The organism is Streptomyces sp. Z26 (genome assembly GCF_003665095.1).
Taxonomy (GTDB): Bacteria; Actinomycetota; Actinomycetes; order Streptomycetales; family Streptomycetaceae; genus Streptomyces; species Streptomyces phytohabitans.
In genome coordinates this window covers 2,036,544-2,057,997 of the sequence record NZ_RCHV01000002.1, presented here as the reverse complement: position 1 = coordinate 2,057,997, position 21,454 = coordinate 2,036,544, and the positions used below count along the sequence as shown (strand labels likewise).

Here is a 21,454-nt window from a genome sequence, read left to right as displayed (position 1 = left end):
GATCCGATGGCCCGCAGAACACGCAGACGCCGAGGAGGGCGAGGGCGCGCGCGGTTACGGCTGGACGGCACAGCCCTCGCCGTCGGCGCCGTCCTCGTACTCGCCGCAGCCCGCTGGCTCCGCGACCATCCCGCCGTCGCGTACGGGGCCGCCGCCGTGACGGTGCTGCTGCTGGCCGGATGGGTGACCCGAGGCCGGTGGGGGAGCGCGGTACGGCTCCGCACCCGAACCGGACGATCACCCCTCGCCCTGTCGCCGTCCGGCTTTGAGAGGCACATAGCCGACCTCCTCACCGCCGCCGGACACACCCACGTCGCCGTGTCCGGCGGCGCCGGGGACCTCGGCGCGGACGTCGTCTCCCGTACGCGCACCGGGCAGCGGGTGGTCGTGCAGTGCAAGCGCTACGGGCCGCGGAACCCCGTCGGGTCCGGCGACATGCAGCGGTTCGTCGGCACCGCCCGCCCCCACCACGGCGCCGACATCGCACTGTTCGTCACGACCAGCCGCTTCACCCGGCCCGCCGCCGACTACGCCCGCACCCACCAGGTGTTCACCATCGACGGGGCAGGACTGGAGCAGTGGCGGCGCCGCGGAGCCCCCACCTGGCTCGCGTAGCCGTACGTACGAGAGGGCCCTCACCCCGCGCGGGGTGAGGGCCCTCTCCGTGGGTGCTGCGTAGCCCAGCGGGGCGCGCCGCGTACGCGCCCGTGCGCTCTCCCCCGTCGTACGGCGGTCGCCGTACGCTCGGCCCATGCCTACCGAGCCCGAGCCCCCGACTCCGCCCCGAGGACCTTCTGGTCGACGTGACCCACCCCCCGCGTGCAGTCGCCTTACGAGGACTGGGGCTTCAACAAGGTCGGAGAGCGGCAGCCCTTCCCGGACTCTGCCGTTGCGCTAGGTCCTCCGGGCTAGTGGCCTTCGTCTTCTAACGCTGTGCGTGCTGCCTGGGTGAAGCTGTCAAGTCGGCGTTCGAGGCGGTGCTTCTCGTTGAGAGGATTCGTGCTGATTCGCCCGTGGGCGAGGTCGTTCCTGAAGGACCTGACTTCGTCGGAAAACTGACCTGCCGCCTTCACTACAAAATCTGGTCCTGCGATAGCGACGGTAGAACGGCGTTTCCGGATGGCCTCCCAGAGACCCTGGAACTGCTCGTGGAATTCCTGCTCCTGTCCGTACAGCGCGTCGATCAGATCTTGCCCAGCCGCGACGAATTCCGCGTACGCCTGTGAGCGCGGGCCCCGCCTCTCGGTGAGACTCTCGAAGCGCCGCTGGCGGGCCGCCTCCGACTCCTGGTGTTTTAGTTGAAGGTGTGCCTGCCGAAGGCCGAACAGGCCCGTTCCGACGGCCGTCAGCCCGGCCAGTCCACCACCGATGGCCGCACCCACGACGGCCGCAACTCCTGCATCCACAGGGGCATTCTGCCCTGAACGCAGAAGATCGCCCCCGCCCCGGCCGAAGCCGAGACGGGGGCGCGTACGTACGCGGGTCACTGCTCGATCAGGCGGCGGTCATCGGGGTCCGGCTCGGGAACCGGCACACCGGCCGCCGTCAGGGCGGCCTCCAGGCTCCGTACGCGGCGCCGCAGCGCCCCGTCGCGTGCCTCCATGCGGTCGATCTGCCGCTGCTGCTGGGTGACGGCGGTCGCCAGGCCGGTGATCGTCGTCAGGTCGGCTGGCGGCGGCTCGTCGGCGCCAGCCGCGGGGACGCGCACCAGCTGCTCGCGTCCGCGGCCCAGCCATGCCGTGGTGACGCCACCCGCCGCGGTGACCGCCAAGCCCAGCACGGCCCACCATCCCGTCGGCTCAGCCATTCGAGATCACCAGCTTCCGAGGACTGGTCGTCGCCGCGACGATCAGCACGAGCACCGCGTGCGATGCCCACGGGGCGACCGCGCCCCACGCCTTCGCGTCGGTGCCGAGCGCGCCGCCCATGGCGTACGCGACGGCCCACAGCAGCGGCGGGCACACGCTGGCGAGGAGGCCCGGCACGTCCCGCCCGGTCGGCGCCCAGGCGTAGCCGAGGCACGCGGCCCCGGCGGCGATCCAGCCGACACCCCACCCCCACATCGGCATCAGGTCCAGCATCACAGCGATACCGCGCGTCGTCCCGTACCGGGGCTGCACCGCGACATGGACCCCGTACGAGATCCAGGCGACGCCGGAGGTGAGGATCGCGAGGCCGCGCCACTCCAGCCGCGCCGCCGCCCGGCGCGCCGCGGCCCGCATCACAGCGCCTCGGGCCCGCCCGTACCCGGCGTGGGCAGCAGAGGCTCGGCGCCCGCCGGGTCCCGTCCGGCGGGGAGCGTTGAACCGGTGCCCCGTACGCCGAGCCGGGATGCCGCGTACGACTTCGCGGAGGCCAGCGCCAGCGCGATCGGCGCGGCCCACCACGCCGGGACGTCCGCCAGGTCGGCGGCGAGGACACCGAGGGACGTCTGCACGCCGGTCCACCCGGCGCGCTCGAAGGTGTCCCACTTCAGGTAGCCGAGGACGGCCGTGGACGTGAACGTGTGCGACATGGTTCCTCCTCAGACGTTGGGGACCTTCAGGCGGTCCCAGGTGGTCTTGCCGGGCGGCCACTTCGCGTCGGCGCCGGAGTAGCCGCATTCCCTCTGCCACGCCTCGTAGCTGTAGACGTCGGCCTGCCCCAGCTCGGGGCCGGGCCCGACCTTGTACCGGCCGCAGCCGACGGCCACGAGGCGCTTGCCCATCGCGGTGAAGATCGGGCTGGACTTGCCGAGCGCGGGGCGGCCGTCCTTCATGAAGAAGCTGGCGCCGGGGAACGGCTCGTACGACGACGGGCCGGGCTTCGGCGGGGTGCTGCCGCCCGTACCGCCGGGGCGCGGGGCCCCCTTCTGCACCCACGCGTACAGCGCGGGCCCGGGGCACGAAGTGGCGTAGCCGTCGCGGTGGCCCTTGATCTCGTTGCCCGCGTCGCCGTGCTCCCGCAGCCACTCGATGGCGTCGCGGATACCGGCCAGCATGTCGTCGGACGGCTTGGTGAGGCCGCTGCTGCCGAGGAGCGCGCACACCGCGTAGTGCGCCGAGTTGAGGCTGCTGTTGCCGTTGGCGCCGGTCTTCTTGTGTGCGCCGCGGCCCTCGAAGACGTAGCCGTGCTCGCACACCAGCATGTTGTAGGCGATGTCGGAGTAGCCCTCCGCGCGGTTCGCGAGGTGGCTGGCGCGGATGGATCGGACCGCGTCGTCGCACCCGGAGTGCGCGCGGGACGCGTAGGGGGAGCCGAGGTAGTGGACCTTCACGCCTCGGGTGGAGCCGATGGAGGAGGCCGCCGACGTGGCGGGCGCTCCCCACTGGGACCTGCGGACGAGCTTCATGGCGCCCTCCTTGGGCATGCGGAACGCCCCGGGCCGGGATAGCTCCGGGGCGTACGAGTTCGGGACGGGGTCAGGCGACGCGCTGGTACGCCAGGCGGGTTTGGTTGCCGCCGCGGAGGATCGCCTGGCCTCCGCTGGACACGGCCTGCGCGAATTGCAGCGTGATCGGGCTGAGCGTGCTGTCGGTGGTGAACGACCCCGAGTCGTACGCCGAGTGGAAGTTCACCGGCGTCGTCACGCTGTCGGAGCCGCCGGCCAGGCGGCCCGTGGTATTCGCGGGGCGGCGGAAGTTCACCGACTGCGGGGTGTTCGCGGAGCCGGAGCTGCCGGGGCTCGCGATCGACTGCGTGAAGGAGCACAAGATCGCGCCGGGCGCGGACCACTGCCAGCGCATCCCGCAACTGTTCGACGCCGAGTAGGAGATGTACAGCCAGTACAAGTAGGTGGCGTTCGCCTCGGGGACGATGCTGATCTCCGTGTTGATCGGCGTCACGGACGCGGTGACCACCTGGTCGTTCTCCTGCACGACCAACTGCGGCAACATGCTGTTCCAGCGGTCCGCGGTCAGCACCTGGCCTGCGTACAAACGGGGGTTGGGCACGGGCGGTCTCCCTACAGGGCGAGGTAGGCGGGCTGCGCCAGCGACACCGCGGCGCCCTTCGCCTGCGGCTTGACGATGCCGTTGACGGAGCGCTCCACGGTGAGGCGCTGCGGCGTGACGGTCTGGAGATCCGCCACGGTGACCAGCACCGGAAGCGTGGTGGTGCTCCCGGCGCCGAGGATCACCCGTACGCCGAGCTGTCCCGCGCCCGCGTGCGCGGTGTCCACAGTGGTCACGTGCCAGCGCGGCTCGCTGCTCCCGGATGGCCACAACTTCGCGCGGAGGGTGCTGCCCTCCAGTTGGAGGCGTACGGCGTACGCGGCGCCCGCGACGTGGAGGAGGGCGGGGGTGTACTCGGCGAGTTGCGTCTCGGTGCCCGCCACGCGCTTGCGGAGGGACAGCGTGATCGTCTGGTTGGTGTTCAGCGCCAGCCGCACGAGGTAGCCGTTGTTGACGTCCGTCGTGCGGGCCACCAGCGCCAGGAGATGCGCGGCCCCGGCCGCCAGCTTGTCGACCGCGAAGGTCGCACGCAGGTCCACGTCGGGCGCAGGCGCCGGGGTGAGTGCCCAGCGGGCGACGTTCGCGCTGCCCAGTGACATGCGGCCGAGCCCGGAGGTCACGGAGTAGTCCGCGCTCGCGCCGCCGGAGATGGCCCAGGCCCCGCCGGACGGCACCGACCCCCAGCCGGACGAGGCGGTACGCGCGAAGGTGTCCCACACCGCGGGCGCGCACGAGAGCGCCCGTACGGTTTCCCCGCCCACGCTCAGGTCGTACGGGTACTCCGGTGCGAACGTCGGCGTGGGCCCGGCCGACGGCGCCCACGGTGCGCGGTCGATCGGACCGTCAGGCGGGGTGTGCACCAGCAGCACCGTGCCCGCCTCCGACACCGCGTCAGCGAGGAGCGCGCCGCTGGTGTCCAGCCTGCGTGGGCCGGTCGGCCCGGCCGTCGTCTCGTCGCCGGGCGCGGCCTCGGCCACCGTCCACGGCGCCGCAGGACTCGCGTTGACCTCGATCTCCCACGCCCGGGGGCGGAGTATCTCCGTCGTGCCCTCGACTATCTGGGCGATCGGGCCGGGCGGTTCCCACTCCGGGGGGTCGGAGATCGTGATCCGGTCGCCCTCGGACAGCGCGGCCACGCCCGGGATGAGGTCGGGCCGCTTGGTGAGGTCCAGGCGCAGCGTCGGGTATCGGGCGGCGTCCACGGTGCCGCGCCGCAGCCGCCACCCGGCCTGGTCGAGGAGCTGCTCGTCCGACACGACGTTGACGGTGACCGCGTCGTCGTACGTGCCGACGCCGTCCGGCGGGGGTTGTACGGACAGCGGCCCGTCTCCGAGGAGGACGCGGGCCTCGCCGCCGCCGTCGCGCTGGACGGCGATGTCGTTCCGCAACTGCTGGTCGTCGTCGACCGGTTCGAGAGGCGGGGCAACCTGCCGGTAGCCGAGCGCCAGGCTCGGTGACCCGACGTGCACGTACGCCGTGTGCGACCTCCACACGTTGTCCTGCCACTGCCCGTTGGCGAGGCTGATGTACCGGCCGGTGCCGGTCAGGGAGATGGTGTGCCCGTGGTCGCGGACGTGCATCGTGCCGTACTGCTGCCGCGCCGCCCGCATGCCGATGTCGTACGCCGGGTCGATGTCGGAGGGGACGGCGTCGAGGCCCGCGAACATGAAGATCGGGAAGTTACCCCACGGGTTGGCGGGGCCGGACGCGATGGCGAGGGCGTGCCGGTCGGCGGTGAGTTGGACCATGCGGCGGAGCCAGCCGGTGTCGCCGAGCATCTCGGTGACCTGGTCCCGCTCGTGCCGGAACCTGGCCCAGCTGTCGTCGGTGTCGGACATCCACTGAGAGGGGGAGATCCACACCAGGGCCGCGGCGTCCGTCGTGGTGAGGAGGTTCTCCATCCACGTCTTCTGCGCCGCGCCCAACATCGTCTTCGACGGGGTCTGCGGGTCGGTGTTCGGGTCCCGGAAGCTGCGCACGTCCGACGCGATGAACAGCACGCGGCCGACCTGCCAGGACTGGTAGATGCCCTCCGCGTGCGGCAGCGGGTAGTGCGGCACCCGCTCCCGGTACACCTGCTGCGCAGCCGGCCGCGCCACGCTCAGCCGGTCGCTGTTGTTGGGGCCGTAGTCGTGGTCGTCCCACACGTACGTCATGGGCACGGTGCGGAAGAAGTGCCCCTGCTTCGCGGAGGAGTTGGAGCCGAGGTTGTAGCTGAGGGTGTCGGTGTACGCCTGCCGGAACGCCGCCGGGGAGTTGGTGTTGATGTTGCGGTAGTGCAGGTCCCCGAGGTGGCAGAACTGCACCCACTCCTCAACGCCTGCGCGGTGGCGCATCTGCTCGAACACCTGCGCGTCGGACACGCCGTTGGTGACCTCGGCCAGGTCCCCGGCGCCCGCGTGCCCGGCGTCCCCGGCCGCGCCGAACGCGAAGCTGGCGCGCTCGCCGACGGGCGGGTGCGTGCGGAACGTGCCCCGGTAGAACGGGCTCACGGCGCCGTCGTCGGTTGCGTACCAGTACCGCGTGTCCGGCTCCAGCCCGGTGACCTGCCAGGACACCACGCCCTCCGCCGTCGGCGCCGCCGGGCCGAGCGCGAGCGCCCCCGAGAGGTCGGGCGAGGTGGAGACCAGCAGCGTGACGGACACCGGCGGCACGGTCCGGCAGCGCACCCACACGGAGGTGTCCGTGGCCGCGCCGAGCCACACGTTCTGCACGTTGTACGCCACGTCACCCTCCCTGGTTGTAGCGGCTGGTGCGGGTCCGGTACGCGAGTGCCAGCTCGTCGCGGGCCTCGCCGAGCGTGCCGCCGTCCACGTCCTCCGCAGTGGCCAACAGGTCGAGGAACGTCGCCGGCCGCTGCGGGCCCATCGCGGGGGTGTCGTCGAGGCTGCCGGTCACCTGGAGGGGAACGCCCTGCTCGGCACACAGCCGCTCGATGCGGCGTCCGGCGCGCTCGCCCGCGTGGCCGCGTACGGCCCGCCAGGTGTCCGCCGCCGGGGGCGTCTGCGGGCCCCAGTACGTGAGGTGCCCGATCGCGAGCGGCCCCGTATCGCCGCCGTCGCCGGTGACCGTCACCCAGTAGGTATTGATCTTCGCCAAGGGACGGACCAGCGGCCACGTCACCCCCGACGCCACGACCGCCCCGTCCAGCATCACCGACCACGCCGCGTCATCCCCGGGCGCGGGAGTCACGGTGAGCCGTATGTGGTGCGGGCCCGGTGTGTACAGCGCCGGCACGTTCACCAGCGCCAGCGTCATTGAGGACGAGGATGCCTCGTCGTAAGCGCCCAGCACCAGGCGCATCGAGGTGTCCCCGTCGATGCCCACGACGAGTGACCAGCAGATCTGCGGATCGAGGGAGATGCGGGGAGCGGTGTCCCACATCTCCACCACCAACTGGCTGCCTAGCCCGGACCGGACGATGTCGACACTCCACCCGTCAGTCGCGGCGGGGGCGGGGTTGACGCCGACCGTGAGGTTGCCGCGGGACGCCGGCGGCAGGCCGACCGCGGCGTCCATCCACGGCGCCAGCTCGCCCTTACCCCACTCCACCTGCCCCTGGTAGTAGGAGCCGGCAGGCCCGAGGGTGCGGGCGGGCTGCGCGCCGCTGATCACCTCGCTGCCCTGGATCGCGTACTCGCCGTCGGTCAACGGCCAGTACGCCAACGGCCGCGGGACGGACGCCTCGATGTGGCGGCGGAGAGCGTCACGCAACGGCTGCGCGCCCTGCCCGAGGCGCCGCAGGATGCCCGCGGCCTGCACGGGAATCCACACGTCCGCCCCGGACGGTGCCCAGCGCGACGGCCACGCGGAGACCTCCCCGACGAACCGGTACGACACCCCGCCGGGCAGCAGCACGTACACGCGGACCGGGCTGTTGCGGCCCAGCAGCCCGTAGTACGGGGAGCGCGGGTTGCGCGGCGAGTACCGGCCGTCGCGGTTGTTGATCGTCAGCGTGCACACGGCCGGGTCGGCGCGGGAGCCCTCGTCCCGCCGCCCGCGCTCGATCTTGATGGGGTCGCGGGCGTAGACGTGCGGCGTGATGTCCATCCAGCTGCCGCCCAGTTGGAGTTCGACGACCACGCCGAGCGGGTCCTCCGGGAACGCCACGGTCACCCCCTCACGCGAACGCGGTCTGTACGCTCCCGCGGCCGTCGACCCGGACCATCCGCCGGACCATGCGCTTCATGTCCGAGTCGGCGCCCGCCACGTCCAGAACGACGCGGACCGTCTGGCGACCGCCAGCCGTGGTACCGCCGCGCGCGCCGTACGCGCCCGCGCCGCCAGCGCCGAACGGCACAGCCGGCGGCGTGACGAGCTTGGCCATCGCGCGGTCCAAGACGCGCTTCGACGCGTCCACGCCCTTGACGACACCGGGCGGAATCCAGCGCCCGACCTCGCGCGCCATGACGGTCGACGGACTGTTGATCCCCAGCGCCTTCGCGATCGGCCCCGGGATCATGTCCTTCGCCCAGTTGATCAGCGTCGAGCGGAGCCAGCTGCCCATAGAACGGATGCCGCGCCACAAGCCGGAGACGATGTCCTGGCCCTTGTTGTAGAGCAGGGAGCCGACCGAGCCGAGGGCAGAGCGGATACGTCCGGGGATGCCCCGCACGTAGCTGATCACGGTGCCGGTCATCTGCCGCGTGGCCGAGGAGAACCGCCGCCACGCGCCGGTCGCCACAGCGTTGACGAAGTTCCCCATGACGTACAGGGCGGAGCGGATACGGCCCGGGACGCCACGCAGCCAGGCGATGATCGCGTTCCACGCCGCCGCCGTCTTGCTGCGGATCGTCGACCAGTGCTTGATGATCAGGCCAGGCAGCGTGAAGTTGAGGAATGCCTGGACCATGAGCCGCGCGGCAGCCCGTACCTTCTCCCACACCCAGGTCCACACCGCGGCTGTCCAGCGTTTCACCGTCGACCAGTTCGCGATGATCAGCGCCGCCAGCGCGATCACCGCCATCGTGATCCAGCCGACCGGGCCCATCGCCGCGATCCAGGAAGCGGCCATCACTGCGGCCCACGCCACCGCGCGGACCGCCATCATCGTGAAGTGCGCGGCGGTGACCGCAGCGGTACGGATCATGCTCGCGAGGAACGTCACGGTCATCCTGACCGCGCTCGCGGCCCACACCGCCGCCGTACGCGCCGCGGACAGCGTCGCCGTCGCGGCGATCCGCAGCATGGCGGCCGTCATCATCGCGGCGCCGCGCACCCACGCCAGCGCCGTCGTCATCGCCGCCGAGCGCAGCACCGCGCTGATCGTCGCCGACGCGGCCGCGCCCGCGCGGTACGCCTTCATCGCGATGACCACCGCGACGATGCCGGTGGTCAGCGTGGAGAGCACGTCCGGCGGGAGGGCGTTGATGACGCTGGCGAGCGCCAGCGCGACCTGCGTGCTGATGCCGATGAGGGGGCCCAACGCGATGAGCAGGTTCACCACGGCGAGGGCCAGTTGCCCCAGGGTGCCGCCGCCGGCCGACGCCAGATCCAGGAACCGCGCGAAGCCCTCGCTGTCCTTGAGCCCTTGGCCCCACTGCGCGAACGCCTCGGACATGGAGACGAGGCCGCCAGTCATCTGGCCGGACCGCGGCAGGAACGCCTGCAACAGGCCGCCGATCCCGACCGCCAGGTTCTTGATCACGGTGAGGAAGTTGGACAGCGCCGGGCCCGCAGCTTCGGACATGTCCGCGGCCCACTGCTTGAAGCCTGCCGACTTCACGCCCCGGCTGACGTCGTCGAGGAACTCGCCGATCGCGGACGCCGCCGCCCGTACGAACGGCGTTAGCGTCGGCAGCAGGTCACGCGCCAGCTCGATGCCCTTGGTGAAGACGGGCATGGTGTCCTTCGACAGCTCGTCCGACCACTCCTGGTGGTCGTCCTTCAGCCCGGCCAGGGACTTGGCGTAGCGGCGGGTCGCGGGCGGCAGCCCAGCGAGCTGCTGCTCGTACTCCGCGTCGGCGTCCTTCGCAGCCTTCGTCGCGGACTCCGCCTCGCGTAGCGCGGCCTTGTACTTGTCGCCGCCCTTCGCCGCGAGCTTCTGGGCCTGCGCCTTCTTCAGCGTGGCCTTCTCGTGCGCCGCCTCGGCCTTCTCTGCGGCGGAGGTCGTCTCGGTGACCGCGTCCATCTGCGGGCCCGCAGCCAGTTGGAATGCCTTCACCGCCAGCCCGGCGGCGGCCGCGCCCGCGGCGATCCCGCCCAGCGCGGTTGCCGCCGCGGCCGCGACCGGCAGCCCCACCCCGATACCGGCGAGCGCCGGGGCGATCTTCCCGAGGGCGGAGACTGCCGCGCGGGCGCCGCGCGCGATGCCCGCGCCGAGCCCCCGCCCGGCGCTGTCGCCGGTCCGTACGAACCGGCCGTTGATGTCCCGCAGGCGGCCGTCGGCGTCCCGCTGGAGACCCCGCAGGCGCAGCGCCGCGGCGGACAGCCCGGAGCGGAACCCGGCGTCGTCGGCCCGGATGATCGCGGTGAGTTCGCCTACGGTGAGCGCCATGAGCCGCCCCCCTCCGCGTCTACTTCTCGGGTGGGGCGAAGTGGCGGGCGACCCGGGTGTCAGCGGTCAGGAGCCCGGCGATACGGACGCGCAGCCAGCGCCACGTGCGTGCGCGGAGGATGCCGGAGCCGACGTCGATGCCGTACTCGGCGTGGAGGTCGGTCTCGATCAGCGGCCACTGCTCCAGCAGTTGAGCCCAGGTCAGCCCGTCGCCTTCTTGCCCTTGCGGGCCCGCGGTGCCGCCTTCGTACCACTCGTGGAGCCCCGTTTGCGGGTCGACTTCGCCGAACCCGACGCCGAGGCGCGGGTTGCTGCTCGGCGTGCCGCCCGGTTCGGGGCCGCTTGAGAAGGGTCGCCACCGGAGGACCAGAAGCTTTCGGCGGTCTCGCCGTCAGCGATGATCCAGAACACCACGGTCATCGACGCGTGCTTGAACCTGGACCAGTCGCAGTGCTCCCGCAGCGGGTCGTACTGGTCGCCGAGCGCGAGGCGGTACATGTCCTCTTCGGCGGCGTCGTCGAGGACGGTGGAGTCCTCGGGGGCCTCGCCCGCGACGACGACGCGGGTGGCGTGTTCCATGATGAGCTGCACCCGCAGCCCGGTCTCCGCGTCGGGCGCATCGAACGTGAACTCCCTGGTGGTGCCGTCCTGTCCGCGTACCGGCAGCGTCAGGGTGTCGTCGAGGACCTCCTCGACGGCCTCGAACCGGCGCCCCATCAGGCGGCCAGCCAGTTCGTGACGGGGGTGAGCGGGCCGTCGCCGGTGAACGTCGTCTCCACCTGGTCGAGGTCGGTGTACTCGCCGCCCTTGGGCTCCCACGCGGGCAGGGCGAGGCCCTCGTACGCCTCGGGGAGGCCCAGTCGGTCGGCCCAGCGGATGTGCACTTGGGAGGCGTCGCCGTACGCGAAGAACGCGGCCCGGATCTTCTCGTGCACCGCGCTGTACAGGGTCGAATCCTTGGAGATCTTCCGGTTGAACGTCGCCTTCACCTCCCACGATTGGCCCGTCTTGGTGTTCCCGGCCCAGCCGTCGGAGTCGTAGTCGGAGCTGTCCTCGTGGTTGGGCGGCGCGGTCCACTGGAACGCGGTGATCCCGGGGCACAGCTGCCAGTCCGGGGTCTCCGCGTCTCCCATGTTGACCTCCAGCCGCCAGCGGCGGGCCAGAGCAGTGACCGGGGTGGGCGTCGACATGGCCCATCACTCCTATTCGTTCGCGTAGGTCGCGGCCCTGGTGGTCCGCATGTAGTAGTTGGCCGTCAGCTCCATACGGCCGTGCTCGTCCTGGCCGATCCACGCCTGCGACTGCCGCCAGCTCAGCGCGACGTGCACGCCGCCGAGCTGGTAGTGCTCCCGGCCGTGCAGCAGGTCGAACAGCGCGTCGGCCGCGTCCTGGACGTGGCGGGGGTCACGGCCCGCACGGAGCCGGACCTGCATCCCCGTCACCGCGTCCGTGAGGTCGGTGTCCTCAACCGGGTACGGGGTGAGGCAGATGATCCGGTCCGGCACGTCCGGCACCACGCCGACCGTGATGCCGGTCTCGCCCGCCGCGTACACCCCGCTCGTACGCCACGTCCCCAGCCCCGCCCCGGCGGCCAGCTCGGCGAGCCCTTCGGTGAGGGCGCTGCTGTAGCCGGTCATCCGCGGAGCCAGCGGCTCAGCGGCACGGCCATCAGCCGCAGCATGACCTCCCGCTCGGAGTTCATCGGGAGTTCGAGGTACTTCGCGGTGCGGCCCGGCAGGTGCCGCCAGGTCATCTCTTCGTGCTGGCGGACGGCGTACGGGGTGTCGAAGCTGATCGACCCGTTGAGGCCCATCACGTTGGCTTTCCCGGAGCGTTCCAGCGTGCCCTCCTCCAGCGGCACCCGCTTCTTCGCCTCGCCGAGAGTGTGCTCCAGCGCCCGCTGAAGGCCCTCGGCCGCCAGACGCCGCCCGCGGGAGGTCCACAGCCGGTTGCCGTCCCAGCTCATCCGCGTGTACTGCGCCATGGGGTGTCCCTCCGTCAGGTGAGCTGCACCTCAAGGTGGTCCGGGGTGGGCAGGCCGCCTCCGTCGCGCCGTAGGGCGGCGATGACGGTCGTCGTGCGGCCGTCGGGCAGGGTGACGCGGGACTGCGGCGGCGCCGTCACCGCGTCCAGGTGGCAGTAGAACGTCGAGGACGAGCTGACTTGGTTGCCGCCCGTGTCCCGCACGAGCCGGGTCTGCTCGTCCAGGAAGCCGCGCACGGTCTGCGGGGGCCCGTACGTCTCGCCGTACGCGCCCGCCCCCTCGAACGCCTCGACGGCGACCTCGTGTCGCAGGAGCAAGCCCGGTAGCCTCACGCGCTCACCACCGCCCCAAGGCGGAAGATGTCCGGCGTCAGGTCCGGGGCGGTCAGTGCGTCGATCGCGGCCTCGGCCAGCTGGCGGGCGGGCGACGCCGAGGCGTCCGTCGCGGTCAGCGACCGCGACAGCTTCGCGGAGCCGATCTCGACGGCGCCCCAGCCCACCGCGGACGCCCCGCTGGAGTCGCCGATCTCGCCCCACCACGCGACCTGCGCACACACCGCGTCGCGCAGCGCCGCCCGCACGGCCGGGTGGGTCGGCATCCCGTCGGCGTCGGTGTCGTACCAGGCGGTGCGCAGCGCGCGGGCCTCCAGCATCCGGGACGCGTTCCGCAGGAGCCGGTCCGCGCCGTCCGGGGGTTCCTCGCCGGTGTACTCGGTCAGGTCCGCGGGCTGCGCATACACCCTCATGCCGCGTTCCTCCCGTCAGGTTGAGGTGCCGATGAGGACGACGTCGTACGACACCGGCGTACCGGAGCCGGAGTTGGCGACCTTCAGCAGGTCGGCCGTTCCGGCGGTGACCGCGTACGCCGTGGCGTCCGCCTCTCCGACCATCAACGCCAGGGTGGCGCCGGGGCGCAGGGTGAGGGTGTGGGTCGCGCCGAGGAGCGTCGCCCACGGGTTGCTGCTCGCCGCGCCGATCACCACGTTGTTCGTGTTCCCGGCCGCCGCGGAGACGATCAGACCCTTGATCCGAGCGAGGGTGATCGTTGCCCCGAAGGCGTCCAGGAGAACGCCCGCCAGGTCGAGATCCTCCGACGCCGACGCGGCCAGCGTGCGCCGGTCGGAGAACACCCGGTCGGCTTTGCCCGCACCCGTGCCGGACCCGTACTGCACCGCCCTGCGGACCTGCAACGGCGCCCGCCCCGTGGTGAGGTCGAGCGCCGTGGACAGCTCCGCCGTCGCGGCGATTGAGACGCTGCTCGTGAGAGCCATGGGCCAGCCTCCCGATCAGGTCGCGACGACGAGCGGTACGTGCCGCTTGAACGCCGGGGACGCGATGGTCGCCGGGGCGGTCGCGCCGATGCCCGAGCCGGAGGTCTGCGCGAGGTTGGCCTCGCCCGACAGGTGCGGCTTCGCCCCGATGGACCCGACGAGCGTCGGCACGGTGGACGCCGCGAACGCGAGCGCCGCGAAGTACACGCCACTCTTCGTCACCCGGTACGGGGCGGCGAGCGCGAACGTCTTCGCCGAGTCGGCGGCCCACGCCTCGGATGTCTTGTCCGCGGACTGCGCGAGCAGCGCCCCGGACGTGCTGTAGAGGGCGGCGATCTGGTTCGTCAGGGACGCGCCCGCGGTGCCGCCGGAGATGAACGTCAGCGCGCTGACGGTGTCCCCGTCGTGCAAGAACAGTGCCACCGAGCACATGACGCCCGTCGCCGCGGCCGGGACGTCGTCGAGGCCGGTACGGGGCAGGTTCGCCCGGTGGAACACCTCGGACGGGTCGGGGCGGCCGGCGGAGTTGAGCCAGCCGAGGTCGTCGCGGACGTTGCCGCGGAAGGTACCGAGTACGGTCACGACCGCGCTCCCTTCTTCGGGGCGGCGGTGCGAGCCGCTGCGGGGGTGGTGGTCGAGGCGGCGGCCTTGTCCCGCGCCTCCTGGCGGTCGAGGAGCGCGGCGCCCTCGGACGCGATCTCCGCGCGGTTCTCGCCCGCAGCCTCCGCGTCCAGGACGCGGCGGGTCTCGACGCTCTCGTCGACCTTGCGGAGGTGCTCGATGACCTGCTCGACGCTGTGCTCGCCCGGGTCGAACATGTCGGGCTTCCCCGCGGGCGGGGGCGGCGGCGAGTCGGGGCCGGTGACGAGGTCGTTCACGCGCTCGTCGAGCGGCTTGTGGTCGTCGTCGACCGCGAGGACGCCGTAGCCGTGGCGCCGGAAGTATTCCAGCGCGGCCCTGCCGGGCTTGTCGGCATCGGTGACGTGGCCGGTGCCCTTGGTGAACTGGACGCCCACGGACTCACCGGAGAACGACCGCACGGGGGCTTCGATCTGGTACTTCGTCATGCTGCTCACCTGACCTTGACGTTGCGCAGCACGCCGGCCGCCTTGGTGTTCCGCAGTACGGCTGCGACCGGGCCCATCTCGATCTCGCCCGACTTGACCGCGCCCGCGACGGAGAAGTCCGGCAGCCACGTCTGCACGAGCGGCCGGGCGGCCATGGCCGCGCCGTGGAACGCGTCGAGGCCGATGCTGACGGCGTAGATGTCGGTGAGGCCGGTGATGACGCCGCCCGCTCCGCCGCCGTCGGTGTCTGCCGACCGGATCGGGATGATCGGGGCGGCGCCGTCCGCGCGGTCGCCGAGGTCGACCAGGACCCAGTTCCCGTACCGCTCCACCAGGGTGCCGAGCGCGTCCCGGTCGGAGGTGAACTGCGCCGCCCGCCGCGCCAGAGACTTGATGCGGGAGATGGACACGGTGTTGCCGAGGATCGCGCGGACGCCTGCGGGCACGGAGCCGTCGGCGCCGACGTCACCCGATCCGGTCTGCGAGCTGAAGATCCGGGACAGGAAGTCGTCGAGCGCGTCGAACGCCGACATGGCCTTGTCCTGGCTGTTGACGGTGGCCGGGGACCAGTCGACGTAGCCCGTGGTGACGCCCTCGTTCAGCGGCAGGTACTCCGTGGACTGGCCGACGAGGGCCTTGTCGAGGCCGTCGAAACCCGAGGCGTCGACTGCGGTGTCGCCGGTGATCAGCTCCTGCTGGAAGCGCGTCCGGACGGACGTCAGCTTCTGCGCCATCTGGAACATGATCTCGTTCGTGGCGGCGGGGCCGAGGTTCGACAGGACCCGGTCGACGTTGAACGCGCCACCGAGCGGGCGCAGCTGCACGCTCTTGGGTTCGCGCTTCGCCTCGTTGGCCGGGTACTCCTTGTTGAACTCGCGGAACTGGGCGGTGCTCGGGGTGAGCAGGCGGGTGTATCCGTAGATCAGGGAGCCGCCGCCGGTGCCGGGGCTGACGGTGTCGTCCCACACCATGTTGTTGAGCAGCCAGCTGTTGCGCCGCAGGTTGTCGATGACGGCGTAGTCGACGTCCGCCGCCATGTTCACCTGCGCCTGCGCGAGGGTCACGGGCATGAGGTACTCCTGTTCAGGTCTGGTAGTGGTTGGCGATTGCGCCCGCGAGAGATCCGGTGCGCTTGGTCTTGCCCTCGCCGGAGCCGCCGGACAGGTCGGCGCCGGAGCGCCCGGCGGGGGCCTGCGCGGCGAAGCTGCCGGGGTTGTCCTTCACGGCCGCCTTGATGGCGTCGTCGAGGGCCGAAGTGAACTGCTGCTTGTCGGCCGGGTCGAGTTCGGCGAGCTTGGAGAGGAACGCCCGCGAGTCGAGCAGCGCGGCGGCCTTCGCTCCGGCCTTGTCCGCACGGGACCACACCGCGAGTTCGACGTCCTTCGCACGCAGCGTCGACTCCCGCTCGGCGATGGTGGTGTCCTTCTGCGCGATGGCCTCCGCCAGCTTCGCCGGGTCGGGCGGGGTGTCGTCCTTCACGAACCCGAGGGCCTTGCCCAGCTGCTGCGTCAGCGCCGCGACAGCGTCGTCCGCGGCCTGCTTCTTCGCGTCCGTACGGGCCTTGCCCGCATCTCGGCGGGCGTCCGCGAGTTCCTTCTTCAGCTGCTTGACGGTGGCCGCGAGATCCTCGCCGCCGCCGTCCCCGTCCTTGCCCTGGCCGCCGTCCTTCCCGGCGCCGCTGCGGGTGCCGTCGCCTCCGTTTCCGGAGCCGCCGCCATCGCCCCCACCGTCGCCGCCGTCCTGGCCGCCGCCGTCAGCCCCTCCGCCGTCGCTGCCTGATCCGGAGCCGCCGCCGTCCCCTCCTCCGTCCGCGTAGAGGAACGGGGAGAAAGGGCCGGTCGAGTAGGGGTGCATCCATCCGGCACCCGCGAGTCGGTGGCGGGGCAGAGTCTTCTTCGGCATGCGCCCTCCAGGGCAGTTGTCGCCCGCGCCTGGCGGGCCTCCAAGGGGTGATCCGCGCCAGGCGGATCGGTGTTCCCGGCCCGCGCCCGGCGGGCCGAAGTCGTCAGCGTGCTCCGGTGATCTGCTCGCGCGCGGGCTTGCGCCGGAGGTCGTCGTGCGCGGCTACGTGCTCGCGCTGCGCGGCCTGCCACCTGCGGACGAACTCGCCCGCGCGGCGGCGCGCGGAGTCGTCGAGAGCGACGGCCTGCTCGCGCTTCCAGCGGCGGATGTGCCGCTCGATGGCGCGTTGCCGCTGCGTGTCGGCGTACGTCGTGCCCGGCGTGGCGTGCTCCGGGGGCCGGGTCGTCACCCCCGGCAGGTAGGCGCTGAGGGAGTGGCGGCAGTTTGGGTGGAACAGGCCGTCCGCGCGCGCTTCGGCCAGGCTCCCGGCGACACGTACCTGCGTCGTACGGGTCGTCAGCAGGCCGCGCAGGCCAGCCGGTTGTACGGCGTGGGGGTGCTGCTCCTCGCGTACGTCCCGGACGTCCGAGAGGGAGAGCACCTTGCCTTCCCAGCGGGCGCACAGCGGGCAGCGCAGGGGGGCGCGGGAGACGATGACGAGCCCGACCCCGGCCGTGTCCAGGGTGTCGACGTGCCCCTCCACCGCGGCGCGGGCGGTGACGGACCGTACGGCCATCTCGGCGTAGCTCGCGAGCTGCCAGTTGCGGCCCGCGCGGTCGGTGAACGCCGCGATGCCGCGAGCCGCCAGCGCGTCCAGTGCGCGCTGGGAAGCCTGGCGGCGGGTCTGGGTGCCGAGCAGCGGGGAGGCGGCGGCCCGGGTGGTGATGTCCCGGAACGCGTCCACGATCGCGCGGGTGATGCGGGCGTACAGCGGGCGCGTGTCCGCCGCGTACGAGGCGGCGAGACGGTCCACGGCCGGGGCGCCCGGCAGGACTCGGGCCGCCTGCTCCCGCTGCCCTTCCTCCAGCGCGCCCAGCTCCGCGACGGCGGCCTGCCGCCCGCGGCCGTACGCCGTGGCGAGCGCGGCGGCCACCAACCCGGACGCGTCCCGCTCCAGCGCGACCGCGATGCGCTCGACCGCGGCCCGCAGGTCACCGAGGGACCGCAGCTTGATCTCCGCCCACAGCGGCGAGTCGATGCCCTCCGCGACCGCCGCACGTAGACGTTCGAGGAGGGCGAGTTCGGCGTCCTCGTACAGCACCCGCACCGCTGCGGCGAGGTCTTCGGCATCGGCCGGGGAGACGGGCATCGGCTACTCCTCCGCCTCGCCGCCCCCGAACAGACCCCCGCCTGCGGCGGCCTGTTCGGCGCCGGTCATCGTCGGATCGGCCTGCGGGCCCCGCGAGGACTCCTTCAGGATCCGGCGCGCCTCGCCCTTCACCCACGTCTGGTCACGGCCGGGGTTGACCAACGCAACGAGGGTCTCGGTGGACGCGGCCTCGGCCGTACGCAGCGCCGCCGCGGTTTCCGCCAGCTCCCGTACGTCCTCGGTGACGGAGTCCCCGAACTCGATCTTCGGCCGCTCCACCGCGAGGGACTGCCGGAAGCGGCCCACGCACAGCGCCGCGTCCGCCTCCAGCGCCCCGGCCAGCTCCGGCTCCCAGTACAGGGTCTTCGTCGACCGCGTCGTCATCGACCGCTTCTCACGGGCCTTGACCTCCGTCGCGGTGACCGCCGTGCCCTCGTTGCCTTCGGAGAACGTCGCGCCGGAGTACCCGGCCTGCCGGATGGCCTGGCTAATGATTCCGGCCGCGGTGTCTCGGTGCTCGGCCACGCGGATCGCGAACTGCACGATCTGCATGGCCTGTTCGGAGGTGGGCGGGATGTTCAGGCCGGTCAGGATCTCCCGGTCTTCCCAGCTGGCGCCTTGTCCGGGTCCGTGGGACTGGAGGAACCCGTCGGGCATCAGCACGCGGCCGGCGCCGAGCCGTACGTCCCGCATCCACGAGGCGTACGTCTCGTCGAGGGCGTCGAACAGGCCCTCGATGCCCTGGAAGTCGGATTGCCCCCACCATGCGGCGGAGGAGATGTCGCGCCAGTCCCGGGCGGGGCGCATGTTCGGCACGTAGTGGGCGGTGAGGTGCCCGGGGGCGCCGGTGGTGAGGTAGTCGTCGCCGTCCAGGATCAGGCCGCGTGTCGCCTCGAACCCTCCCAGGTCCCGCCTCTTCCCGAGGTTGTCGAGGGTGCCCTCGAACACGGCGTGCCGGATGACGCCCCGCTCGTGCCGCTCCAAGTGCCGTACGCGGCGCTGTCCGTCGTCCTCCAGCACGGTCCAGAACGTGACCGCGCGGAGCCGCCCGTACGAGAAGTCGGGGATCGCGGCGTCCGCGTGGACGGGCGCGATCCACGGCAGAGGGCTGATCTCGGGGTCCCACACGTTGCGGAGGAACACCCCGCCGAGCGCGGCGCAGACCTGCCCGGCCTCCAGCAGCGTCGCCCGCAGCCCGCCCTTCATCAGGGTGTCGATGCGTTCCTGCGCAGCGGTGTCCTCGGTGGTGATCTGCGGAGGCTCGGAGAACAGTAGTTCCGAGCTGGTACGGGCGATGTCGGAGGCGAGCGGCACGTGGATCTTCGCGCGCTTCTCCCCGAGCGGTGTGGGCTGACCCCACCACCAGCGGGCGAACCGTCCGACGACGCCGCCGCGCATCTGGGAGGGCCGGTTCTGGGCGTCGCGGGTGCCACGGTTGAGGTACCGCTCGGCGAGCTTGTCGGGGTTTGCGGAGTACCACGCGGACCAGTCCGCGAGCGCGGACCGCACCTCGGGCGCCAGCGGCGGCCACGGCGTGTTGTCGTCAGGGAGCATCGTGCACCCCCTGTTCCGGCTCTGGGCTCTCAAGCACGTCCGCCACGGAGCGGAGTGCTTCGGCGATGTGGCTGGTGGTCAGGCCCTTGTGGCAGTCGGCGCCCGCGTTGATCACGAAGTAGCCGATCTCGGCCTCGGCGCCGGTGCCGATCCGCATGTAGATCGGGATGTGCCCGGTCGCGGCCATCAGGCAGCCATCTCCTCCCGGTCGGTGCGGATCAGGCCGCGCCAGGTGTGCGCGGTGGAGTGCAGCGCGTACCGGAGGGCGTCGGCCGAGTGGTCGGCGGTCTTCACCGGCTTGTCCTCGCCGCGCTCGGCCGCGCGTTCGTCCCAGGCGTAGCCGGGGAGTTCGGCGAGCAGCCCGGTGCAGGAGCGGTGCACGCGCAGCAGGTTCGACCCGAGCGCCACGGACACCGAGCGGATGCCGTCGAGGACATCGTTCACCGCGGGCGCGATCGAGGGGACTTGGTCTGCCCACAGCTGGTTCATGAAGCTGGCGGCCGACGGGTCCACGAAGATCCATTCCGGCTGTACGCCGGACGCGGACTCACCCGGGCGCGGCACCTGCGCCAGCCACTTCCGTACGCCCGCGCTGTACTGCGCGTCCGTCAGCTGCCGGTGCGCCGTGTTCGAGTCGTACCGGTACTCCGACACCGCGTACAGCCGGTCGTCGTCGCCGACGCCCACGAGGACGGCGGAGAACGGATTGACGGTGCCGTAGTCGATGCCCACAGCGATCCAGCGGCGCATCCGCGGCAGCAGGTCGACGATGTGCCGCTGCTCGTCGAACATGTCGTACACCGAGCCCTGGGCGAGGCACCACTCGCCGAGGATGAAGCGGCGGTACCACAGGCCGGTGTACTGGCGCTTGAGGCGGGCGACGACCTTCGGGTCCATGGCCGGGTTGTCGTCGAGGGTGAAGTGCCAGTGCGTCAGGTCGACCTGGTCGGCGCGCGCGATGAACTCGGAACGGAGCCAGTGGAACGGCCCGTCCGGGTTGGTGGTCGCCAGCAGCCGCGACTGGTCGCCGACGCGGAGCCGGGAGAGCAGCATCATCCAGAAGGAGTGCGGGACGAGGGTGGCCTCGTCCACGTACGCCAGCGCGATCGTGGAGCCGCGGATGCGGCCCTCCGCGCGGGCGTCCGAGGCGCCGACCAGGTGCACGGTACGGCCGAGGATGACGGCGGTGGTGGAGCCCGGGGTGTGGTGCACGTGCGCGGCGAGCGGCCCGAACAGGTGCGTGGACTGGAGCGGGTCGAGGATGTTCCGCTCGATGGTCTGGAGGGTGCGGCCGACGATGACGACCAGGCCGTGGTCCGGGGCAGCGACCAGCCGTACGAGGAACGCCACCAGGCTGGCGATGGTCTTGCCCGAGGAGACGGCACCGGACCAGAGGGCGAGCGGCGCGTCCTGCGCTTCTACGATGCTGGCGATCTGCTTCCGGGACAGGGGCAGGCCGAGGTCACGGAGCATCACCATCCCCCTCGTTCATGGCGTGGTACGCCGCGGTGAGGCCGGCAGCAAGCTGCCCGATCATGCTCCGGGCGTCGTCGGCTCCGTCGCCTGCATCGAGGGCTTCCAGCCTGGCTGCGGCGCCGGTGCCGGTGTTGATGCCGCCGATCAGCGCCCGGCGGTCCTGTGCGGGCAGCCGGTCGACGGTGTAGCGGACGGGGGCGCCCATGGAGACCTCGACGAGTTCGTACCCGGCGCCCTGCTTGAGGTAGGCGAGGTCGTCCTCGGCGACGTCGTACAGGCCGTCGATGATCGCGGCGCGGCGGGCCTTCGCATCGGTCTTCCGGGCTGCGGTCGCGACGGCGGTGGCGGTGCGGTCGAAGGTGAGGCCCATGTCGGTGGCCTGCACGCTGATCGTGCGGGGGCTGCGGTTGAGGCGGCGGGCGATCTCATTCCGGCCGAGGCCCTCGGCGTGCAGGACCCGGATCTGCTGCCGGTCGTCGTCGGTGACCGGGCGTTTGTCGTGGTTGACGGCCACGGTGGTCACC

At 72.1% G+C, this 21,454-nt stretch carries 26 protein-coding genes; 1 reads left to right on the top strand and 25 read right to left on the bottom strand.

The features are described 5' to 3' along the window. The first annotated feature begins 6 nt into the window (after positions 1 to 6). Positions 7 to 615, top strand: a complete 609-nt coding sequence (locus D7M15_RS09120; RefSeq protein ID WP_121517043.1) for a restriction endonuclease — start codon at positions 7 to 9, stop codon at positions 613 to 615. A gap of 293 nt (positions 616 to 908) precedes the next feature. On the opposite strand, the gene D7M15_RS09115 is transcribed toward D7M15_RS09120, so the two are convergent. From D7M15_RS09115 to D7M15_RS08990, 25 genes are all read right to left on the bottom strand, one after another. Further along, positions 909 to 1,382 carry a hypothetical protein gene (locus D7M15_RS09115; protein ID WP_121517042.1) on the bottom strand — a complete coding sequence of 158 codons (474 nt, stop codon included), beginning with the start codon at positions 1,380 to 1,382 and terminating at the stop codon, positions 909 to 911. 101 nt (positions 1,383 to 1,483) lie between these two features. Continuing rightward, positions 1,484 to 1,807 carry a hypothetical protein gene (locus D7M15_RS09110; RefSeq protein ID WP_127201729.1) on the bottom strand — a complete coding sequence of 108 codons (324 nt, stop codon included), beginning with the start codon at positions 1,805 to 1,807 and terminating at the stop codon, positions 1,484 to 1,486. Further along, positions 1,800 to 2,222, bottom strand: coding sequence for a hypothetical protein (locus D7M15_RS09105; protein ID WP_121517039.1), 423 nt, complete (start codon positions 2,220 to 2,222; stop codon positions 1,800 to 1,802). Before D7M15_RS09105 ends, D7M15_RS09110 begins: the two co-directional genes overlap by 8 nt. Beyond that, entirely contained in the window at positions 2,222 to 2,515 is a 294-nt protein-coding gene (locus D7M15_RS09100; protein WP_121517038.1) for a hypothetical protein, read from the bottom strand. Before D7M15_RS09100 ends, D7M15_RS09105 begins: the two co-directional genes overlap by 1 nt. Before the next feature lie 9 nt (positions 2,516 to 2,524). Continuing rightward, positions 2,525 to 3,331, bottom strand: a complete 807-nt coding sequence (locus D7M15_RS09095) for a peptidoglycan-binding protein (protein WP_121520474.1) — start codon at positions 3,329 to 3,331, stop codon at positions 2,525 to 2,527. Between the two features lie 70 nt (positions 3,332 to 3,401). Then, on the bottom strand, positions 3,402 to 3,902 hold the full coding sequence (locus D7M15_RS09090; RefSeq protein WP_121517037.1) for a hypothetical protein: 501 nt from the start codon (positions 3,900 to 3,902) through the stop codon (positions 3,402 to 3,404). 41 nt (positions 3,903 to 3,943) lie between these two features. After that, on the bottom strand, positions 3,944 to 6,658 hold the full coding sequence (locus tag D7M15_RS09085) for an alkaline phosphatase D family protein (protein WP_121517035.1): 2,715 nt from the start codon (positions 6,656 to 6,658) through the stop codon (positions 3,944 to 3,946). Between the two features lies 1 nt (position 6,659). Next, entirely contained in the window at positions 6,660 to 8,042 is a 1,383-nt protein-coding gene (locus D7M15_RS09080) for a hypothetical protein (RefSeq protein WP_127201728.1), read from the bottom strand. A 10-nt stretch (positions 8,043 to 8,052) separates the two neighbouring features. Then, on the bottom strand, positions 8,053 to 10,428 hold the full coding sequence (locus D7M15_RS28180) for a hypothetical protein (RefSeq protein WP_165906224.1): 2,376 nt from the start codon (positions 10,426 to 10,428) through the stop codon (positions 8,053 to 8,055). A 201-nt stretch (positions 10,429 to 10,629) separates the two neighbouring features. Beyond that, positions 10,630 to 11,145 (bottom strand): hypothetical protein, encoded by a 516-nt coding sequence (locus D7M15_RS09065; protein ID WP_121517032.1) that lies wholly within the window; start codon positions 11,143 to 11,145, stop codon positions 10,630 to 10,632. Continuing rightward, complete coding sequence (locus D7M15_RS09060; RefSeq protein WP_121517031.1) at positions 11,145 to 11,618, bottom strand: hypothetical protein; 474 nt, start codon at positions 11,616 to 11,618, stop codon at positions 11,145 to 11,147. The genes D7M15_RS09065 and D7M15_RS09060 overlap by 1 nt, the downstream gene beginning before the upstream one ends. 12 nt (positions 11,619 to 11,630) lie before the next feature. Next, a complete protein-coding gene (locus D7M15_RS09055) occupies positions 11,631 to 12,065 on the bottom strand; it encodes a minor capsid protein (protein ID WP_121517029.1) in 435 nt (144 codons plus the stop codon). Next, the gene (locus D7M15_RS09050; RefSeq protein ID WP_121517028.1) at positions 12,062 to 12,412 is read right to left on the bottom strand and encodes a hypothetical protein; all 351 of its coding nucleotides are present in this window, start codon (positions 12,410 to 12,412) and stop codon (positions 12,062 to 12,064) included. Before D7M15_RS09050 ends, D7M15_RS09055 begins: the two co-directional genes overlap by 4 nt. Positions 12,413 to 12,426: 14 nt before the next feature. Next, complete coding sequence (locus tag D7M15_RS09045; protein WP_240649198.1) at positions 12,427 to 12,729, bottom strand: hypothetical protein; 303 nt, start codon at positions 12,727 to 12,729, stop codon at positions 12,427 to 12,429. Between the two features lie 11 nt (positions 12,730 to 12,740). Next, positions 12,741 to 13,157, bottom strand: coding sequence for a hypothetical protein (locus tag D7M15_RS09040; protein ID WP_121517026.1), 417 nt, complete (start codon positions 13,155 to 13,157; stop codon positions 12,741 to 12,743). Between the two features lie 15 nt (positions 13,158 to 13,172). Then, positions 13,173 to 13,682 carry a hypothetical protein gene (locus D7M15_RS09035; RefSeq protein WP_121517025.1) on the bottom strand — a complete coding sequence of 170 codons (510 nt, stop codon included), beginning with the start codon at positions 13,680 to 13,682 and terminating at the stop codon, positions 13,173 to 13,175. A 15-nt stretch (positions 13,683 to 13,697) separates the two neighbouring features. Next, positions 13,698 to 14,264 (bottom strand): hypothetical protein, encoded by a 567-nt coding sequence (locus D7M15_RS09030; RefSeq protein ID WP_121517024.1) that lies wholly within the window; start codon positions 14,262 to 14,264, stop codon positions 13,698 to 13,700. Continuing rightward, complete coding sequence (locus D7M15_RS09025) at positions 14,261 to 14,749, bottom strand: hypothetical protein (protein ID WP_121517023.1); 489 nt, start codon at positions 14,747 to 14,749, stop codon at positions 14,261 to 14,263. The genes D7M15_RS09030 and D7M15_RS09025 overlap by 4 nt, the downstream gene beginning before the upstream one ends. A gap of 5 nt (positions 14,750 to 14,754) precedes the next feature. Next, on the bottom strand, positions 14,755 to 15,819 hold the full coding sequence (locus D7M15_RS09020; RefSeq protein ID WP_121517022.1) for a major capsid protein: 1,065 nt from the start codon (positions 15,817 to 15,819) through the stop codon (positions 14,755 to 14,757). 13 nt (positions 15,820 to 15,832) lie between these two features. Further along, complete coding sequence (locus tag D7M15_RS09015; protein WP_121517021.1) at positions 15,833 to 16,651, bottom strand: hypothetical protein; 819 nt, start codon at positions 16,649 to 16,651, stop codon at positions 15,833 to 15,835. 103 nt (positions 16,652 to 16,754) lie between these two features. Continuing rightward, positions 16,755 to 17,900 (bottom strand): phage minor capsid protein, encoded by a 1,146-nt coding sequence (locus D7M15_RS09010; RefSeq protein ID WP_121517020.1) that lies wholly within the window; start codon positions 17,898 to 17,900, stop codon positions 16,755 to 16,757. Between the two features lie 3 nt (positions 17,901 to 17,903). Beyond that, entirely contained in the window at positions 17,904 to 19,454 is a 1,551-nt protein-coding gene (locus D7M15_RS09005) for a phage portal protein (protein WP_121517019.1), read from the bottom strand. Beyond that, a complete protein-coding gene (locus D7M15_RS09000) occupies positions 19,444 to 19,641 on the bottom strand; it encodes a hypothetical protein (RefSeq protein WP_121517018.1) in 198 nt (65 codons plus the stop codon). Before D7M15_RS09000 ends, D7M15_RS09005 begins: the two co-directional genes overlap by 11 nt. Further along, positions 19,641 to 20,927 carry a PBSX family phage terminase large subunit gene (locus tag D7M15_RS08995; protein WP_121520471.1) on the bottom strand — a complete coding sequence of 429 codons (1,287 nt, stop codon included), beginning with the start codon at positions 20,925 to 20,927 and terminating at the stop codon, positions 19,641 to 19,643. Before D7M15_RS08995 ends, D7M15_RS09000 begins: the two co-directional genes overlap by 1 nt. Next, the gene (locus tag D7M15_RS08990; RefSeq protein WP_121520469.1) at positions 20,917 to 21,444 is read right to left on the bottom strand and encodes a helix-turn-helix domain-containing protein; all 528 of its coding nucleotides are present in this window, start codon (positions 21,442 to 21,444) and stop codon (positions 20,917 to 20,919) included. Before D7M15_RS08990 ends, D7M15_RS08995 begins: the two co-directional genes overlap by 11 nt. Positions 21,445 to 21,454 lie beyond the last annotated feature (10 nt).

What these genes read in the sequence shown, in the direction of transcription:
- D7M15_RS09120 (WP_121517043.1), top strand. Translation starts at nt 7, where the DNA reads ATGGCCCGCAGAACACGCAGACGCCGAGGAGGGCGAGGGCGCGCGCGG.
- D7M15_RS09110 (WP_127201729.1), bottom strand. Translation starts at nt 1,807, where the DNA reads ATGGCTGAGCCGACGGGATGGTGGGCCGTGCTGGGCTTGGCGGTCACC.
- D7M15_RS09105 (WP_121517039.1), bottom strand. Translation starts at nt 2,222, where the DNA reads ATGCGGGCCGCGGCGCGCCGGGCGGCGGCGCGGCTGGAGTGGCGCGGC.
- D7M15_RS09100 (WP_121517038.1), bottom strand. Translation starts at nt 2,515, where the DNA reads ATGTCGCACACGTTCACGTCCACGGCCGTCCTCGGCTACCTGAAGTGG.
- D7M15_RS09095 (WP_121520474.1), bottom strand. Translation starts at nt 3,331, where the DNA reads ATGAAGCTCGTCCGCAGGTCCCAGTGGGGAGCGCCCGCCACGTCGGCG.
- D7M15_RS28180 (WP_165906224.1), bottom strand. Translation starts at nt 10,428, where the DNA reads ATGGCGCTCACCGTAGGCGAACTCACCGCGATCATCCGGGCCGACGAC.
- D7M15_RS09065 (WP_121517032.1), bottom strand. Translation starts at nt 11,145, where the DNA reads ATGGGGCGCCGGTTCGAGGCCGTCGAGGAGGTCCTCGACGACACCCTG.
- D7M15_RS09060 (WP_121517031.1), bottom strand. Translation starts at nt 11,618, where the DNA reads ATGTCGACGCCCACCCCGGTCACTGCTCTGGCCCGCCGCTGGCGGCTG.
- D7M15_RS09055 (WP_121517029.1), bottom strand. Translation starts at nt 12,065, where the DNA reads ATGACCGGCTACAGCAGCGCCCTCACCGAAGGGCTCGCCGAGCTGGCC.
- D7M15_RS09050 (WP_121517028.1), bottom strand. Translation starts at nt 12,412, where the DNA reads ATGGCGCAGTACACGCGGATGAGCTGGGACGGCAACCGGCTGTGGACC.
- D7M15_RS09040 (WP_121517026.1), bottom strand. Translation starts at nt 13,157, where the DNA reads ATGAGGGTGTATGCGCAGCCCGCGGACCTGACCGAGTACACCGGCGAG.
- D7M15_RS09035 (WP_121517025.1), bottom strand. Translation starts at nt 13,682, where the DNA reads ATGGCTCTCACGAGCAGCGTCTCAATCGCCGCGACGGCGGAGCTGTCC.
- D7M15_RS09025 (WP_121517023.1), bottom strand. Translation starts at nt 14,749, where the DNA reads ATGACGAAGTACCAGATCGAAGCCCCCGTGCGGTCGTTCTCCGGTGAG.
- D7M15_RS09020 (WP_121517022.1), bottom strand. Translation starts at nt 15,819, where the DNA reads ATGCCCGTGACCCTCGCGCAGGCGCAGGTGAACATGGCGGCGGACGTC.
- D7M15_RS09015 (WP_121517021.1), bottom strand. Translation starts at nt 16,651, where the DNA reads ATGCCGAAGAAGACTCTGCCCCGCCACCGACTCGCGGGTGCCGGATGG.
- D7M15_RS09010 (WP_121517020.1), bottom strand. Translation starts at nt 17,900, where the DNA reads ATGCCCGTCTCCCCGGCCGATGCCGAAGACCTCGCCGCAGCGGTGCGG.
- D7M15_RS09005 (WP_121517019.1), bottom strand. Translation starts at nt 19,454, where the DNA reads ATGCTCCCTGACGACAACACGCCGTGGCCGCCGCTGGCGCCCGAGGTG.
- D7M15_RS09000 (WP_121517018.1), bottom strand. Translation starts at nt 19,641, where the DNA reads ATGGCCGCGACCGGGCACATCCCGATCTACATGCGGATCGGCACCGGC.
- D7M15_RS08995 (WP_121520471.1), bottom strand. Translation starts at nt 20,927, where the DNA reads ATGCTCCGTGACCTCGGCCTGCCCCTGTCCCGGAAGCAGATCGCCAGC.